The organism is Nesterenkonia sp. K-15-9-6 (assembly GCF_052656005.1).
Window position 1 is genome coordinate 1 of the sequence record NZ_JBQYEY010000029.1, and the last position, 16,669, is coordinate 16,669.

Consider the following 16,669-nt stretch of genomic DNA (forward strand, 5'->3'; position numbering starts at 1 on the left):
CCCCTCCCCCTGGATCACCAGGGGGAGGGGCCGACGTCGTCGGACTGGGCCTCAGCGCTGGACGGCGCCGTGGCGTGCGGTCGCCAGCGCCACCGCCGCCTCCCGGGCGGCGGAGGCCTCCTCCGCGGTCAAGGTGCGGTCCTCGGCCCGGAAGCGCAGGGCATAGGCCAACGACTTCCTGCCGGGCTCGATCCCCTCTCCGGCGTAGACGTCGAAGAGCTGGATCTCCTCGAGCAGCTCGCCCGCGCCTGTGGCAAGCGTGGACTCCAGCTCGCCGGCGGGCAGGGCCTCCTCCACGATGAGCGAGACGTCCTGCGTGGACGCCGGGAACGTGGAGAGCCGCTCCGCCGCCACCTTCTCCGGCGCGGCCGCCAGCAGGGCGCTGAGGTCGAGCTCCATCACGGCAGTGCGCGCCGGAAGGTCCCAGCCCTCCGCCACCTTCGGGTGCAGCTCGCCCGCGTGACCGACGACGGCGCCGTCGACCACCAGTTCCGCGGTGCGCCCGGGATGGAAGGCTTGGTGATGCCCCTGCCGCACCGTGAGGTCCACGCCGAGAAGCTCGGCGGCGGTGCGGGCGGCATCCACGGCATCGGCCCAGTCTCGGGCACGCCCCGGCTGCCCGGGGTTGGGGGCCGGCTCCGCGCCGGCGACCGCGACGACCAGATGCCACGGCTGGTGGGGGATCCCCGCCTCCAGCCCGGCCAGCGCGTCGTCGCCCGGACGGGCGCCCAGCGGCGGGATGCTCGGGCTGCCCAGGCTGTCGCCCGGCAGATACACCAGCCCCGCCTCATAGAGTGCGAGGTCGGTGAATCCGCGGGAGACGTTGCGGCGCAGCGTGTCCAGCAGCCCCGGGAGCACCGTGGTGCGCAGGGTGCCGTGCTGAGCGGCGATCGGGTTGGCCAGACGCAGCATGTCCAGCTCGCCCTCGTCGGTGCGGCCGAACAGGGCGTTGGCCTCCTCCGAGTAGAACGGGTAGCTCAGCGTCTCGGTGAAGCCTGCCGCCGCCATGCCGCTGAGCACCTGGCGGCGCCGCTGCTGCTCGCGGGTCAGGCCGCGGCCGGCCGGGGCGACCGGAAGCCGGGAGGGGATCTGGTCATAGCCGATCAGGCGTGCGATCTCCTCGACCAGCGCCTCGGGGATCGTGAGGTCCGGACGCCAGCTGGGCGGGGAGACCCTCAGCGCCTCACCCTCAGACTCCACCTGAGCGCCGATCTCCTCCAGCGTGGCCACGACCTGGTCTCGGGTGTAGTCGACGCCGACCACGCGGGCGGGCAGCGCCGGATCCAGCAGGATGGGCTCGGGCAGCCGGGGAGTGCCGACTGCTGTGACCTCACCGGTGTCCGTGCCGCCTGCCAGCTGGACCAGCAGATCCACTGCCCGCTGAGCGGCGACCGCCGGCAGCAGGGGGTCCACGCCGCGTTCGTTGCGCTTCGACGCCTCGGAGGGCAGCTTGTGGCGACGCTTGCTGCGGCTGACGCTGACCGGGTCGAAGTGTGCCGCCTCGATGAGGATGCTGGTGGTGCCCTCCCCCACTTCGGTGTCCGCACCGCCCATGACGCCGGCGATGCCGATCGCGCCGCGGTCGTCGGCGATCACCAGGTCCTCGGCGTGGAGCTGACGAGACTTCTCGTCCAGGGTGGTCAGCGTCTCGCCGGCCTGAGCGCGGCGGACCCGGATCGGGCCACGCAGCGTCTCGGCGTCGTAGAAGTGCAGCGGCTGGCCGAGCTCCCACATCACGTAGTTGGAGATGTCCACCGGCAGGGAGATCGGCCGCATCCCGGCCAGCCGGAGCCGGGCGGCCATCCACGGCGGGGTGGGCGCATCGACGTCGACATCCTCGACCTTGCGCGCGACGAAGCGGTCACAGCCGGCGACGCCGTAGATGGGCGCCTCGTCCTCCAGCAGCACCTCGTGCCCCGGGGCGCCGTCGGCGAGGACCTCGACGGTGGAGGCCGGATCGGTGAAGGAGGTCCCCGTGGCGTGGGCGTATTCGCGGGCCACACCGCGCATGGAGAACGCGTAGCCGCGGTCCGGGGTCACGTTGATCTCCGCGGCCGAGTCGTCCAGCCCGAGCAGCTCCAGAGCATCGGAGCCGATCTCCGGGTCCAGTCCGAGGGTGGAGAGCACGAGGATGCCGTCGTGGTCCTCTCCGATGCCGAGCTCACGGACCGAGGCGATCATCCCGGCCGAGACGTGTCCGTAGGTCTTGCGCGTGCTGATCCGGAAATCGCCGGGCAGCACGGCGCCGGGCAGGGTCACCACGACCTTGTCCCCGACCTCGAAGTTGTGGGCGCCGCAGACCACGCCCTGGACGCCGTCGGGTGAGATGCCGTCCCCGGTGAGGTTCTGCACCTGGCCCTCTGGGACCACGCGGACCCGACACCAGTTGATGGTCTTGCCGTTGCTCTGCGGCTCGGGGGTCTTCTCCAGGACTTCGCCGACGACGATGGGACCGGAGATCTCGTCGGAAGGACGGTGGACGTCCTCCTCCTCGAGCCCGACGCGGACCAGATCGGCCATGAGGTCCTCCGGCGTGGCGTCCGCCGGGAGCTGGGTGAGTTCACGAAGCCAGGACAGGGGGATGCGCATGCCCTCAGACCTCCATTCCGAAGTGCTGGCTGAAACGGACATCGCCTTCGATCATGTCGCGCATGTCGGAGACGTCGTTGCGGAACATGAGCGTGCGTTCCACACCCATGCCGAAGGCGAATCCGGTGTAGACCTCCGGGTCCACGCCTGCCGCCCGCAGGACGTTGGGGTTGACCATGCCGCAGCCGCCCCATTCGATCCACTGCGGACCACCGGTGGCCCCGGGGTGCCAGATGTCCATCTCCGCGCTGGGCTCGGTGAACGGGAAGTAGGAGGGGCGCAGGCGGATGGCCGCCTGGGGTCCGAACATCTGGCGGGCGAAGTGCTCCAGGGTGCCGCGCAGGTCGGCCATGGTGAGCCCTTTGTCCACGGCGAGGCCCTCGAACTGGTGGAACACCGGAGTGTGGGTGGCGTCCAGCTCGTCGGTGCGGAACGTCTTGCCGGGGCACAGCACGTAGACCGGCAGCTCCCGCTCGAGGAGAGAGCGGACCTGCACCGGAGAGGTGTGGGTGCGCAGCACCAGATGGGAGTCCTTGGGCTCCACGAAGAAGGTGTCCTGCATCTCCCGGGCCGGGTGGTCAGGATCGAAGTTCAGCGCGTCGAAGTTGAACCACTCGGACTCCACCTCGGGACCTTCAGCGATCTCCCAGCCCATGCCGACGAAGACGTCACAGACCCGCTCCTGCAGGACGGTCAGCGGGTGGCGGGCTCCGAGGGGGTGACGTCGGGGCGCGGCGGTGACGTCGACGGCTTCCTCCACGAGGATCCGCTCGGCATGCTCGGCCTCCAGCACCTCGGTCCGGACGGCGAGCGCCTTCTGGATGCGGCCGCGGGCGCCGCCGAGAAGCTTGCCGGCGTCCTTCTTCTCGTCTTTGGCGAGGTCCTTGATCTGCCGGTTGGCCAGCACGATCGGGGACTTCTCACCCGTGTGGGCCAGTCGCGCCTCCTTGAGCTGGTCGAGGTCTGCAGCCTCGTCGAAGGCGGCGAGGGCATTCTGGACGCAGGTCTCGACGGCGTTCTCGTCGAGCGGATGCGGTGCCGCGCGGTCAGCGGCGGACGCGGCCTCCTGCTCCTGGACCTCGGGGCTGGTGTCAGTCCTGGACATGCTTCTCCAACTGTGAGCGAAATGGGGACGATCCCGGTCAGTTTATGCGCTGGCCCGCCAGGCTGCCGAGTCGAGTCACGACGCCGTCTCGAACCCGTGTTCTGACAGTTTTCTCACAGACTCCCCGAGTCGAACACATCTTCGATGAAGCGCACCGAAGGCTTGCGGGGCGTGTAGAATACGTGTTCTAATGGCTGTGCGCGATGGGAAGCGCGACGCGCGCAGAAGCCCTCCTCACTGCTTCTGCGCGCGTCTCCCATGTCTGGGGGCTGCGTGACAGGACTGCCGGGCGTGTCAGAGCGCGGATCCCGGCAGCGTCAGGCGTAACGCCGCAGCAGCTCCTCCACGATGGGCCGGTCCGCCGGAATCCACGGGTGATCGAGCAGCTGAGGGTTCACCGGTACCCAGTCCAGACGATCATGATCCTGCAGGGGCCACGGGACACCCTCGATGAGCTCCCCCTGGAACAGGCGCATCACCGCGGTGCCGGAGAGCCGCCAGCCGAGTCCGGGCACGCCATTCTCTCCCAATGCGCAGATCTCCTCACCGAGGGCCACCTGGATGCCCAGCTCCTCGGCCAGCTCCCGGTGCACGCCGTCGCGGGCGTTCTCTCCCGGCTCCAGCTTCCCTCCGGGGAACTCCCAGAGCCGACGCATCGCCTCAGGTCTGGTGCGGCGGGCCATGAGAAGCTCGGGCGGCCCCTGGGCCGCCTGGCGGAGGACCGCGGCGGCGACGACAGTGGTGATGGGGCCCGTCACGCGGACTCGGCGAGTGCCTTCAGGCGGCTGACCGAGGCCGCAAGCATCTCTGCGGTCGTGGTGCGCGCCCGCTCCACACGGGCCTCGTCGGTCAGCTGCGACCAGTCATAGGTGTGGGTGACCTCCACTCCGCCGGAGGACAGCTCCGCCAGCGACCACCGCCACAGGTGTCCCGCCGGCGGCTCACCCATGGTGGCGGGCCGCCAGGCGATCAGTTCTCCCTCGAGGAATTCCACCACGTGGTTCTCCCGAGTCTTGCCGTTGGTCAGTGTCATCCGAAAGACGTCACCGACCGCCCTGACCCGCTGCCCGGGCTCCGCGTGCGCGAGGTTCTCATTGCCGTCCCATGCGGACTGCTGGGAGGGGTCCGCAATGAGCTCGAAGATGGCCGCGGCATCCGCGCGGACGACGTCATGCGCGGTGACCACACGGCCGCAGTGGTCTGGGTCGTAGCCCAGGTCCTGCGCACCGTTCTCGCCATAGGCGGCACACTCGCGCGGCGCCTGACCGGCGCCCTGATGGTGGGATCCCCGCTGCTCTGCGCTCATACGCTCCAGCCTACGCGAACCCGCCGGTAGGGTCAGGAGCCATGGGTGAATTTGACGAGCTGAGGAGCTGGGCTGCGAACCTGCTCACCGGAGACAAGGTGGCGCTGCGCGCCACGATCGAAGACGACCTGCCGGTGCTGGCCGAGTGGTGGAACGAGCCGGACGTCGCGCTGTTCCAGCAGACACGGATCGTCCAGCAGCCTCAGACCCACGTGCGGGAGCTGATCTCCGCCTGGGCACGGAACGACTCCCCCGGGGCCGTCGGCTACACGGTCACCCGGGTCGACGACGGCACGGTGGCCGGGCACATCTCCCTGCACGGACTCACCGTGCCGGCGCGCATTGCGACCCTGGGCGTCGTGCTCGGTCCGCCCGCCCAGGGCCAGGGCCTCGGAGAGGAGGCGGTGCGGCTGATGCTGCGGCTGGCCTTCGACGAGATGGGGGCCCGGAAGGTGGAGCTCACGGTCTTCTCCTTCAATGCCCGTGCTATGAGCCTCTACGAGAGGCTCGGCTTCGGCGTGGAGGGTCGACGTCGGGAGTCCGTCCTCCACCGCGGACGATTCTACGACGAGGTCTCCATGGGGCTGATGGAGTCCGAGTACCGGGCCTGGCCTTCGTCCTGATCCGGGGCTATTCTGAACTCGGCCCTGTCGTCGACCACGAGGTGACCGGTGAAGAACTGACGTCTGAGACCTGCACAGCCCGTCCGCCGTCGCGCGGCAGGGTCACTGTGCTCTCTGACGGTTCGGTGCTTCGCCTGCGTTCGGCCCCATCTGCGGCACGACGCCTTCGGCCCGACAGCCGCCTCGCTGTGCAGCGTCTCCACGCATCCCCCGCCCCTGCGCACCCCGGAGACTCCTCATGTTGCACATCACTGGTGCTCTGACCTGCACCGATCTCACTTTTCGCCTGCCTGACGGCCACACGGTCCTCGACGGTGTCACATTCAGCCTCGGCCCTGGGCGCCACGGGATCGTCGGCGACAACGGCGCCGGAAAATCGACGCTGCTGAAGATCATCACGGGGGAGCTCGCCCCCACCGGGGGCCACGTCCGGTTCTCCGGTGAGCTCGCGAGCCTCCCCCAGGACCCGGCCATCGACCCTCGACGTCGGGTCGCGGCCCTGCTCGGTGTGGAGACGACCCTGTCGGCGCTGCGCCGGATCGAGGCCGGTTCGGTGGAGGTCCGAGACTTCGACCTCGTCGGCGAGGACTGGGACATCGATCAGCGACTCACCGCGGCCCTGTCTCGGATCGGTCTCGACGCCATCGACCTGGACCGGCCCGTCGGATCGCTCTCCGGCGGGGAGCTGATGCTGCTGAGCCTCACTGCGCAGCTGCTGCGGCGCCCCGACGTGCTGCTGCTCGATGAGCCGACGAACAGCCTCGACTCCGCGACTCGGAGCCGCGTCCATGACCTCATTCTGGACTTCCCCGGCACCCTGGTGGTGGTCAGCCATGACCGTGACCTGCTCGAGCGCGTGGACAGCATCGCAGAGGTCCGCGACGGCGGCATCCACTGGTACGGAGGAGGCCTGTCGTTGTTCGAGGCGGCAGTGGCCGCCGAACAGGAGGCGGCCGCCCAGGCCGTGGCGACCGCGCAGTCAGACGTTCGGCGACAGCAGCGCGACCTGACCGCCCAGCACACCAAGCAGGCCCGTCGGGACCGCCAGGGACGGAAGAAGGCGGACAGCCTGCCGCCCATCGTCGCCCACGCCTACCGGCGTCGCGCCGAAGAGTCGGCGGGTCGGCTCAAAACCCTCCACGAGGGCCGGCTCGACGAGGCCAGGGAGACCCTGCGGTCGGCGGAGCGCCGGGTCCGGGAGGATGCAGAGATCCGTATAGACCTGCCGGACACCGCCGTTCCCGCCAGTCGGGATGTCCTGAGAGCACGGTCGCTGCGTCCGGCCTACGGCTCCGCTGTGCTGGATCTGACGCTGCGCGGGCCTGAGCGCGTGGCGCTGACCGGGCCCAATGGCGTGGGCAAGACGTCCCTGCTGCGGTGCCTCTCCGGACAGGAGGACCCCGCCGACGGCGAGGGCGAGCTGCTGGTGCCGCACCGCCTGCTGCCGCAGAACCTCCAGGTGCTGGACCCCGGGCTGAGCGTGCTGGAGAACGTGCACCGCCACGCACCGGAGGCCGACCTCACTCGGATCCGGCATCAGTTGGCACTCTTCCTCCTGCGGGGCGACGCCGTCCATCAGTCGGCAGGCAGCCTTTCCGGCGGCGAACGATGGCGGGCGACGCTGGCGAGTCTGCTGCTGGCCGAGCCCGCACCCCAGCTGCTGATCCTCGACGAGCCGACCAACAATCTGGACTTCGCCAGCGTGCGGCACCTGGTGCAGGCCCTGCGGTCCCATCAAGGGGCTCTGCTGGTAGTCAGCCACGATGAGCACTTTCTGGAGCAGCTCGACCTCGACCGCAGGATCCTGGTGGCCGACGGGAACATCGACGACGGGAGGATGACCGCCGATGCCTGAGCTCCGGTGTGGTCGCCCGCGCGGCCGGCTTCATCCAGGAGGGCGTGGAGAGGGAGAATTTCCTGATCGCCGGAGTCCGCGTGGATGTGCTGACCTGGGGTCGACTCCGTGATGATCCAGTTCCTTCCGGAGACAGGATGATGATTAACACGAAGGAAACATGATTGTAGCGAACCGCTTAAGCACTTTTGTCAGGATAGGTTCGTCGCCGCCGATGCGGTGAACGAGATGACAACGACATCCTGACGAAAGGTGCTCCACCATGATCTCTGGCCTGCTCGACACTGTCCTGGCCATCGCCGGCGGACTGACCGACACGGTCCTCGACCTGCTGGCCGGCCTGGGACTCTGAGACCACGCAGCCTGCCGGGCCGCCTCTCCGGGTTTCACGCCGCGGGAGAGGCGGCCCGCTTCGCGTCACGGCCCGGAAGCCGGTCCCACTTGGTCAGCGCAGATCGCTGCAGGCGGCATCGGCGAGAGCCACCCCTGCTCCCTCGTAAAGGTTGAACACCGCCTGGACTCCGCGTGCCTCCAGGGCGTGTGCCTGTTCATCATGTTGGACGACGGCGGCCACCTGGCCGTCGAAGCTGGACTTCTCCAGCTGTGACAGGGCGAAGGAGTTCGAGTCATGGACCGGCATCGCCAGGATCACCAGCTCGACGATCCCCGAGTGAGACACCCGGTCCCAGAAGCTGTGGTCAGTGGCGTCCCCCTCCACCAGGTCATATCCCTGGGAGCGCAGACGCTCGACGGTCACATGATCGTTGTCGATCCCGACGACGCGGAAGCCTCTGCCCTGCACCCCGTCATAGGCCGCCCGACCCACCCGGCCCATGCCCAGGACGAGGACCTGCGCCTCACCGGTCTCGATGGGCCGATCCGAGGGGCGCAGGCGATCCGGATCCTCGCCCGGCAGCCACGAGGCGACGCGATCCACTGCCTCGTGACCACGACCGTTGAGCAGCGAGGACAGGATCATGGACAGCGCGACGGCCACCGCGATGACGACGAGCTCCTGCTCCTCCAGCAGTCCGACCGAGACCCCCACGACAGAGACGATGAGGGCGAACTCCGAGAAGTTGCCCAGCACCAGCCCAGACATGGCCGCAGTGCGGTTCCGCTGACCGAACGCCCGGCCCAGCAGCATGAACCCCACGGTCTTCAGCGGCAGCAGCACCACGCACAGCGCGGCGGCCAGGCCCAGGTCCGCCCAGGTGGGCGTGGTGCCCATCCCGATGGTGAGGAAGAATCCCACCAGGAACAGCTCCTTGACGCTGAACAGGCCCTTGGCCAGCTCGCGGGTGGGTCGCCAGCAGCAGGCCGATCACGAGAGCGCCGAGGTCGCCCTTGATTCCGAAGCTGGAGAACAGCCAATAGCCGGGTCCCAGGGCCAAGGCGGCGCCGAACAGCACCAGCATCTCTCCATGGCCGACCCGTTCCAGGAGCTTCCGCAGCAGCCAGGAGGCTGGGACCAGTAGCACCAGCGTCAGCGCCCACGGGCTGGGCCACTCTTCCCCGGTGGCGGTGATGAACACGACGGCGGCCACATCCTGGAACACCAGGATCGCGATGGCGGTCTGCCCGTAGTAGGAGCCGTCATCGGAGCGTTCCTCCAGCACCTTCACACACAGCACGGTCGAGGAGAAGGAGAGTGCGAAGCCGACAAGGATCAGAGTCCTCCAATCGCCATCGAGTGTGCTGAGCCCGACGACGGCCAGCAGCGCCAGGAACCCCGTGGCCACCAGCGCGAGGAACACCATATGGATGGAAGCCGTCCCCCAGGCCTCACGCCGGATGAGGGCACGGACGTCGAACTTCAGACCGATGGTGAACAGCAGCAGGATGACCCCGATGTCCGCGATGGTCTCCAACCCGGGAAACGGCTCAACGTCCAGGAAACCCAGCACGAAGCCGGCTGCCAGGAACCCGACCAGCGGAGGGACACGACACACCATGGCGAGCAGCCCCGCTCCGGCGGCGACGATCAGTGTCAGGGCGATCTCATGCACGGTGGGCCTCCAGGGATCCTGCACGGGGTCAACAGCCCTCTATCCTAGAGCGCATGCGCGTCACCGTGGTCGAAGGGGACATCACCGAGCAGGACGTGAGCGCGATCGTCAACGCGGCGAACTCCTCCCTGATGGGCGGCGGCGGCGTGGACGGCGCCATCCATCGGGCGGCCGGCCCGGAACTCCTCCAGCACTGCCGGACGCTGCGGGCTCACCACTGGCCTGAAGGCCTGCCGCCTGGCCGCGCGGCATCCACTCCGGCAGGCCAGCTGCCTGCCGACTGGGTCATCCACACCGTGGGACCGAACCGGCACGCGGGCGAGACCGACCCCTCCGTGCTGGTCTCCTGCTTCCGGGAGTCCCTGCTGGAGGCCCTGCGCCTGGGTGCCGACAGCGTCGCCTTCCCGGCCATCGGCGCCGGCGTCTATGGGTGGGAGGCCGACGACGTCGCCCGCGCCGCCCGCCGTGCCCTGACCGAGGAGCCGACCCACTGGGCGGGACTCGTGGAGGTCCGATTCGTCCTGTTCTCCGCACCTGTGGCCGCAGCCTTCCGCGAGCACCTCTCCGACCTCTGCGCGTGATCACAGGCCGCAGCGGAAGATCACCCCGCGTACTCGGCCCAGTCGAAGCTCTCCCCGACGTCCCGGGCGTTGAGCGCATAGGCGATCTGTCCGTCCAGGTGCTCACGGATGATGTCCGCATGTCCCGCATGCCGCGCGACTTCGGCCACCAGATGATGGGCCACCCATCGGACGTTCCAGGACTCGAGCTCCTTCGGGAACCAAGGAGCATCCGGGATCGGCACCCGCGCATCGAAGTCCGCGTCCGCCAGCACGGGACGGACCAGATCCCGCGCCGTCGCCAGGCGGTCACGCAGCTGCGTGCCGGTCTCCTCCGGGACCTCTTCTCCGGTCCAGAATCCGTCGAAGCCCAGGACGAAGGCCTCCTCGGCAAGCCCCCTGTCCTGCACGGCGACTCCGTGGACGTAGACATGATGCAGCCAGCGGACAACGGCCTGTGCCACATGGGCGATCAGCCCGCCCATGCTCAGAGTGCCGGCGGTGGGGGCCGCACGGAGTTGGGCGTCGTCAAGATCCAGCGCGGCGATGCGCAGCTGTTCCAACTGCTGGACGGCATAGGTGGCACAGGCGTCCCGCTCATCGGTCACCTCAGGGGTCAGGAAGGGCATGACGGTCTCCTCTCGGGGTTGTTGTGTTCCAGTGTCCACGCCATTGCGGACAGATTCCGTCCGCATCCTGCGAGTACGGTAGAACCATGCCCCGCGACACCACCGATCCCACTCGCCGCGCCCTGCAGATCCTCGCTTTCATGCAGGCACGCTCCTCGGCCAGCGCCGAGGAGGTCGCCGAGCGGCTGGGTGTCACCACGCGCACGGTACGGCGTGACGTCCAGCGCCTGAGGGACCTCGGGTACGGGATCGAGTCGACGGCAGGACAGGGCGGCGGCTACCGGCTCGTGGCAGGATCCGACCGGCCGCTGCTGGTCCTGGAGCCGGAGGAGGCCTCCGCCGTCGTGCTCGGCCCGGCCCACCTGACCGACCTCGGCCTCTCCGGACTGGAGGATGCGGCACTGTCCGCACTGGCCAAGGTCAGCCGCACGATGCCCCCACAGGTGTCTGCGGCCGCCGACAAGGTGCGCCGGGGCACGGCCGTCATCGGGAACCGCGACGCCGGGACCCCGGCCGAGCACGTGGCGCGACTGGCCGAGGCCTCGGCGGAACGCCGCACCGTCACCTTCGCCCATCGTCGCGCCGGGCGTGCCACGGAGCGGAGAGTGGACCCTTACCGCGTGGTCTCCTTCGCCGGACGCTGGTACCTGTTCGCCTGGTGCCACCTGCGCCGGGACTGGAGGACCTTCCGCGTCGACCGGATCAGCGACCTGCACGTGACCACGCTGCGCTACACCGCGATCCCGTCGCCGGACCCCGTGGCCACCGTGAAGGAGGCGGTGCTGCGTTCCCCCTACGCCCTGGTGGCGCGAGTGATCGTGGAGGCGCCCGCGGACCAGGTGCGCGCCCGGATCTCACCGCATGCCGCCGACGTCGTCCCCGCTGGTCCTGGCCGCTGCCTGATGACCGTGGGAGCCCACGAGGCCGAATGGGTGGCCGTGCACCTGGCGGAGCTGAGGCTGCCGATGCAGGTGGTCGATCCTCCAGAAGTGCTGGAAGCCATCCATCGGCTCGGCCACGATCTGATCTCGGTACGCACCGCCGCTGACCCTGACGTGGCACGCGTCATAGACTGACCCTCATGCCGCCCTCCACCCTGCTGTCCTCGCTCAAGGCCCTCCGTCTGCGCCCCGTGGCGCCTGATGAGGCGCAGGCCCATCTGCGGCGCCTGCCGATCCGCCGCGGCCCGGTCAACATCGCCCGCCAGGTGATGCTGCGCTCGGCGAACCTCGGCCTGACGGCGGCCTACCGCCTCTACCGCGCCGACCCGCTGCTGTGGCGGTTCACCGCCCGGAACTACCACCCCGCCCTGGAACGCTTCGCCCAGCTCAACGCCTGGATGATCTGCCAACACGCCTCACTCGACGTGCCCGCCTACCAGGACTATCTGGCCCGCACCGGCTACCGGTTCAGCTGGTGGGACCTGACCTCCTACACTCCGACGTCCAAGGACGAGTACGTCCGCCGCTACGAGGAGGCGCCCCGCTGCTGGCGGGGACGCATCGACGTCGCCGGGACCGTGGTGGACGAATCCTCCGGCTCCTCGGGCACTCCGTTCAACTGGATGCGCTCCAAGCAGGAGCTCGACACCGTGCACAAGAACGTAGCCGGCTATGTGACCATGCTCTTCGGCGAGGAGAACCTGTTCTGCATCAACGCGTTCTCCATGGGGGCCTGGGCCACCGGCACCAACACCGGTCAGGCGATGGCGAAGATCGCCATGGTGAAGAACACAGGTCCGGACCTGGAGAAGATCCTCGACACGCTGCGCCACTTCGGTCCCGGCTTCACCTACCTGATCACCGCCTACCCGCCGTTCCTGAAGCATCTGGCGGACCGGCTCGACGCCGCCGGGGAGGAGTTCGCCGACTTCCGGCTCAACGGGTTCGTCGGCGGTGAGGCGATGACGGAGGGTCTCCGGGATCACCTGGAACGTCGCTTCCACCGGGTCTACGCCGGCTACGGCGCCTCGGACCTGACCATCGGCATGGGTGGGGAGACCGATCTCTCGGTGACGCTGCGCCGCGAGCTGATCAGCAACCCGGATTTCCGCGAGCGGGTCCTCGGCGAGGAGGAGACCCGCATTCCGATGGTCTTCCAGTACAACCCGTTGGAGACCTTCCTGGAGACCACCGAGGACGACGAGCTGGTGGCCACCATCAACTCGGCGGCGGTGATGAGCCCGCGGCTCCGCTACAACATCGGCGACGAGGCCCGCCTGCTCACCTTCCCTGAGATGGTGGAGCTCACCGCCGACTTTCCCGGCCTGGTCCCACGGCTCAAACGCGCGTACCGGCACCAACGGATGAAGCTGCCCTTCCTGCTGCTGTTCGGCCGCAGCGACTCGACGATCTCCTACATGGGGGCGAACATCTACCCGGTGGACGTGCAGAACGGCCTGTATCGGGACCCCGAGGTCGCCCGGCTCATCGAGTCCTTCCAGATCGAGCTGCAGCAGACCGGGGACCTGGAACATCGGCCTGCATTGCACGTCCAGCTGCGGGACCCGGAGTTCTTTCCTGACGCCGCCCTCGCCGACGGCGCCCGCGAGCGCCTGGCGGAGACCATCGCCACCGGCGTGCTGGAGCATCTGGCCTCCGTCTCACGGGATGTCGCCGAGTCTCTCGAGGAGGACCCCAGCGCCGCGGAGCTGCTCGTGCATATCCACCCCTGGCGTTCGGGCCCCTTCACCGATGACGTCTCCCGACGGAAGATCAAGAACGTGTACCTCCGGCGCAGCGAGGGATGAGGATGCGCACCCGTGACTTCTCCGCCTGCCGCGCCCCGCAGGCCCGCACCGGGGCGCTGTTCCTCGGCTGCAACGAGTACCGCTCTCCCCGAGCGTTCCTGGAACAGCTGGTGACCTGGGGCCCTCTGGCGAAGGCGCTGAAGAATGCGCCGGGCTACCTGTGGCATCGCAGCTACTACGAGTTCCCGCTGCGCATCGGCCTGGTGGTGTGCTTTGAGTCCCGGGAGTCGCTGATGGCCTTCGCCAAGGCCCCGGAGCACCATGCGATCATGCACTGGCTGGTGGGCACCTCCCCGGAGACGGGCACCGGATCGGCCGACCCGGCGAAGGCGCCCGTGGTCGGCGGGTTCATCCGGATCCTGGAGGTGGAGGAGGTCGGCTACGTCAACGGCACCTGGCGGGCCGAGGGCGACGAGCTGCGCATGGTGGAGAACTGGCAGGATCGCTCGCCAGGCGCCCGGCGGCCCGGCGACCTGCCCGACGACCTCCGCGCCACGATCACCGGTGCCGGGCGGGTGAGAGCTCTCGCCCGGGCGCTCAATCCACTGCACCGGAGACGCTGATGCCGGAGACGCCGATGCCCGCGTCGCGGCTGACCGTCGAGGAGGTCCGCACCCGCACGGCCTGTGAGGAGTTCCTCACTCTGGGTTCCCGCACGACCCAGGCGGTGCCGCTGCTCGCCGACGACGTCCGGGCCTGGTTCTGCGGCGACCACCCCCATGTCGACGAGCTCTCCCTGCTCCTGGTCCGCGACGACGACGGCGTCCCGGTGGGCCGCTGCGTCACCCACCGCTCCGCCGAACTGGACTCCGTGCTGAGCGCCTCGCTGGGTCCCGGCCCCTTCCAGCTCTTCGGCGCGGTGGAAGCGTCCTCACCTGCCGTGCTGCAGACGCTGCTGGACGCCGTCGAGAACCGCGCGCTCCGCGCCGGCGCGACCGGTCTGCTGGGCCCGATGGAGCTGCTGCCCAACCAGCAGGGCGGCGCCCTGACCTCCGGGTTCGCCGCAGAGGCGTTCTTCGACTCCCCCTGGACCACACCCGAGCTGGCCGACGGGCTCCGCGCCGCGGGGTTCTCCCCCTGGCATCCGGCGTCGACCTGGGAGGTGGCGGTGCGGGACATTCCGCCCGCCCGCCGTCGTCGTCCCGACCCGACTGAGCTGGAAGCCGCCGGGGTGCGCCGCGAGCCCGCCTCGCGCCTGCGGCTGCGCGACCGCGGCGGCCAAGTGGAGCGGCTGCGGGAGGCGCTGAACGGCTCCTTCGCCCAGCTGCCGTACTTCACCCCGATCTCCCGCCGCCAGATGGCGCGCCAGACCGCCGGCCTGGAGCTGCTGATGGATCCGCGGCTGGTGGTGCTGCTGACCGATGAATCCGAGCGGATCGTGAGCTTCGCCCTGGTGGTTCCCGACCCGGCTCCGATCCTGCGCCGGTCTCGCGGCGAGCTCGGGCTCCGGGAGCTGCCGAGGCTGCTGGGCGGGAACCAGGATGCGGTGCTGATCGTCCAGGGCACCCGTCCAGGCCGCCAGGGGGAAGGCCTGCTGTCCCTGGTGTCGCGGGAACTGTTCGCGGAGCTCCATGGCGGGGGCTGGGAGCATCTGCGGGTGACCAGCATCGGCGAGGACAATCCCGGCTCGTCCCGGGTCTTCGCCCACGCGGGCGGGCATCCGCTGCACCGGCTGAGCTTCTTCCACCGCCGGGTCGGCCCGGGCGACGGCGCGACGCTGCAGGGACCTCAGCGGTGGTGCCAGGTGGCGGAGCGGGCCCCCAGCGCACACAACACCCAGCCATGGGTGCCCCAGCCGGAGGCCGCAACGTCGACGCTGCGCCTGACCGTGGACCCCTCGTGCACCCTGCCGGTGGGAGACCCGACCCACCGGGACGTGCAGCTGAGCCTCGGCGCGTGGATCGAATCCTTCGCCGTCGCAGCCTTCGCCGAAGGCCAACACGTCAGCCTCGAGGAGGTCACAGGGGCCGGGCCCGACCTCAGGATCCGCCTGAGCTGGAGCCCGGAGCACGGCACCCGGCCCGCCTTCGGTGCGGCAGCCGCTCCCACCGTGCAGGACGTCCTGGACCGGCGGGTCCACCGGGGGCGCCTGCTGCCTCCCGGGCCGCTGGACCTCCCGGAAGGCTTCCACATCCTGGACGCCCTCGATGCCGACCCGCTGGAGCGCCGCGCCGGTCGCCACCTGTCCGCCACCCCGGAGTTGGTCGCCGAGCTGCTGGACTGGCTGCGCCTGGACCCTCAGGATCCCCGCTGGCACCAGGACGGGCTCTCCGCCGAGTGTCTGCAGCTGCCACGGGCGGTGCAGTCCCGACTCGTGCAGCGGCTGTTCACAGGCATCCGGCCGGCCCTCCCCGCCCTGCTGGGGCGGACTTCCCCTCCGCTGACGGGTGCGGGTACCGGTGTGCCGGTGGTCATGTCCTGGTCGGACCGCTCGCCGGCCGGCCTGGTGGAGGCGGGGCGGCGGCTGCAGCGCCTGTGGCTGCGCCTGCACCGGCAGGGGCTTGCGGTCTCCCCAGCCTCGGAGGTCATCGACTGCCCAGCCACCGTGGGGCGGCTGGGTGTCGAGCACCCGGTGGCGTACTTCCGGGTGGGGATCCCCGACGACGTCCCACCCCGCTCGGCCCGACGCTCAGTGCAGCGGCACGAAGCGGTACTGCCCGTGCAGAGTGGTCTCGACGCCGTCCTCGGTGCGGCGGATTCGGTGCATCTCCCCCACCACGGGGGCCACCATGACCCCGTCCGGTGACAGCTGGTCGATCAGCTCGTGCGGGGTCTGCGCCGCATCCGCTGAGACGAGGATCCGGTCGAAGGGTGCGACGTCGGGCAGTCCGAGGGTGTCTCTCTCGGCGGGACGCACCTTCACCCAGGGCATCGCCTGCAGCTCCACCGCCTGGCGCGCCCGGGCGGCGAGCTCGGGGATGAGCTCCACCCCGAAGACCTGGCCGCCGGCGCCCACGAGGTGCCCCAGCAGGGCCGCCGTCCAGCCGGAACCGGAGCCGACGTCGAGCACGCGCTGACCGGCGCGCACATCGAGCAGCCGCAGCATGCGGGCCACAGTGCTGGGCTGGGAGTTGGTCTGGCCGTGCCCGATGGACAGCGGCTCGTCGGCGGCGGCGAACCGGCGCTGCGGCCACGGGAGGAAATCGACGCGCGGCACCTCGTCCATCGCGCGGGCGACGGCGTCAGGTGAGTGCGACTCTGCCATGGTGTCCTCATGATACGTCGCTGCGGCCGGCCTGCCGTA

The 16,669-nt window shown here is 69.8% G+C and carries 14 protein-coding genes and 1 pseudogene; 7 read left to right on the forward strand and 8 right to left on the reverse strand.

All coding sequences use genetic code 11. From position 1 onward, the window contains the following. Window positions 1–51: 51 nt before the first annotated feature. The 4 genes from pheT to SD455_RS14310 all read right to left on the reverse strand — a co-directional run bounded on the left by pheT (window position 52) and on the right by SD455_RS14310 (window position 5,000). The gene (gene pheT, locus SD455_RS14295) at window positions 52–2,589 is read right to left on the reverse strand and encodes a phenylalanine--tRNA ligase subunit beta (protein WP_445508500.1); all 2,538 of its coding nucleotides are present in this window, start codon (window positions 2,587–2,589) and stop codon (window positions 52–54) included. A gap of 4 nt (window positions 2,590–2,593) precedes the next feature. Further along, window positions 2,594–3,694: a phenylalanine--tRNA ligase subunit alpha gene (pheS, locus tag SD455_RS14300; protein WP_445508501.1), complete on the reverse strand. Its 1,101-nt coding sequence runs from the start codon at window positions 3,692–3,694 to the stop codon at window positions 2,594–2,596. 317 nt (window positions 3,695–4,011) lie between these two features. Next, window positions 4,012–4,452 carry an NUDIX domain-containing protein gene (locus SD455_RS14305; RefSeq protein ID WP_070159140.1) on the reverse strand — a complete coding sequence of 147 codons (441 nt, stop codon included), beginning with the start codon at window positions 4,450–4,452 and terminating at the stop codon, window positions 4,012–4,014. Next, window positions 4,449–5,000, reverse strand: coding sequence for an SRPBCC family protein (locus tag SD455_RS14310; protein WP_139827711.1), 552 nt, complete (start codon window positions 4,998–5,000; stop codon window positions 4,449–4,451). The genes SD455_RS14305 and SD455_RS14310 overlap by 4 nt, the downstream gene beginning before the upstream one ends. A gap of 41 nt (window positions 5,001–5,041) precedes the next feature. Here SD455_RS14310 and SD455_RS14315 point away from each other — a divergent pair, with 41 nt between their 5' ends. Both SD455_RS14315 and SD455_RS14320 read left to right on the forward strand, forming a co-directional pair. Beyond that, a complete protein-coding gene (locus SD455_RS14315) occupies window positions 5,042–5,623 on the forward strand; it encodes a GNAT family N-acetyltransferase (RefSeq protein WP_070159139.1) in 582 nt (193 codons plus the stop codon). 238 nt (window positions 5,624–5,861) lie between these two features. Continuing rightward, a complete protein-coding gene (locus tag SD455_RS14320) occupies window positions 5,862–7,478 on the forward strand; it encodes an ABC-F family ATP-binding cassette domain-containing protein (protein ID WP_445508502.1) in 1,617 nt (538 codons plus the stop codon). 445 nt (window positions 7,479–7,923) lie between these two features. On the opposite strand, the gene SD455_RS14325 is transcribed toward SD455_RS14320, so the two are convergent. Continuing rightward, window positions 7,924–8,733 (reverse strand): NAD-binding protein, encoded by an 810-nt coding sequence (locus SD455_RS14325; RefSeq protein WP_445508503.1) that lies wholly within the window; start codon window positions 8,731–8,733, stop codon window positions 7,924–7,926. 100 nt (window positions 8,734–8,833) lie between these two features. Next, window positions 8,834–9,433: pseudogene (locus SD455_RS14330) on the reverse strand (cation:proton antiporter domain-containing protein); the annotation flags it as partial. Between the two features lie 107 nt (window positions 9,434–9,540). Here SD455_RS14330 and SD455_RS14335 point away from each other — a divergent pair. After that, window positions 9,541–10,068 (forward strand): O-acetyl-ADP-ribose deacetylase, encoded by a 528-nt coding sequence (locus SD455_RS14335; RefSeq protein ID WP_445508504.1) that lies wholly within the window; start codon window positions 9,541–9,543, stop codon window positions 10,066–10,068. 20 nt (window positions 10,069–10,088) lie between these two features. Here the strand turns inward: SD455_RS14335 and SD455_RS14340 are convergent, their stop codons facing one another. Continuing rightward, window positions 10,089–10,676, reverse strand: a complete 588-nt coding sequence (locus SD455_RS14340; protein WP_070159135.1) for a mycothiol transferase — start codon at window positions 10,674–10,676, stop codon at window positions 10,089–10,091. Window positions 10,677–10,762: 86 nt separating this feature from the next. Between SD455_RS14340 and SD455_RS14345 the strand changes: the two genes are divergently transcribed. The 4 genes from SD455_RS14345 to SD455_RS14360 are packed head-to-tail and all read left to right on the forward strand — an operon-like array spanning window position 10,763 to window position 16,171. Beyond that, on the forward strand, window positions 10,763–11,752 hold the full coding sequence (locus SD455_RS14345; protein ID WP_445508505.1) for a helix-turn-helix transcriptional regulator: 990 nt from the start codon (window positions 10,763–10,765) through the stop codon (window positions 11,750–11,752). A 5-nt stretch (window positions 11,753–11,757) separates the two neighbouring features. Continuing rightward, entirely contained in the window at window positions 11,758–13,425 is a 1,668-nt protein-coding gene (locus SD455_RS14350) for a phenylacetate--CoA ligase family protein (protein WP_445508506.1), read from the forward strand. Window positions 13,426–13,427: 2 nt separating this feature from the next. Then, window positions 13,428–13,988, forward strand: coding sequence for a hypothetical protein (locus SD455_RS14355; protein WP_445508507.1), 561 nt, complete (start codon window positions 13,428–13,430; stop codon window positions 13,986–13,988). Beyond that, on the forward strand, window positions 13,988–16,171 hold the full coding sequence (locus tag SD455_RS14360; protein WP_445508508.1) for a hypothetical protein: 2,184 nt from the start codon (window positions 13,988–13,990) through the stop codon (window positions 16,169–16,171). The genes SD455_RS14355 and SD455_RS14360 overlap by 1 nt, the downstream gene beginning before the upstream one ends. Here the strand turns inward: SD455_RS14360 and SD455_RS14365 are convergent. Continuing rightward, a complete protein-coding gene (locus tag SD455_RS14365; RefSeq protein WP_445508509.1) occupies window positions 16,055–16,630 on the reverse strand; it encodes a protein-L-isoaspartate O-methyltransferase family protein in 576 nt (191 codons plus the stop codon). The genes SD455_RS14360 and SD455_RS14365 overlap by 117 nt on opposite strands. Window positions 16,631–16,669 lie beyond the last annotated feature (39 nt).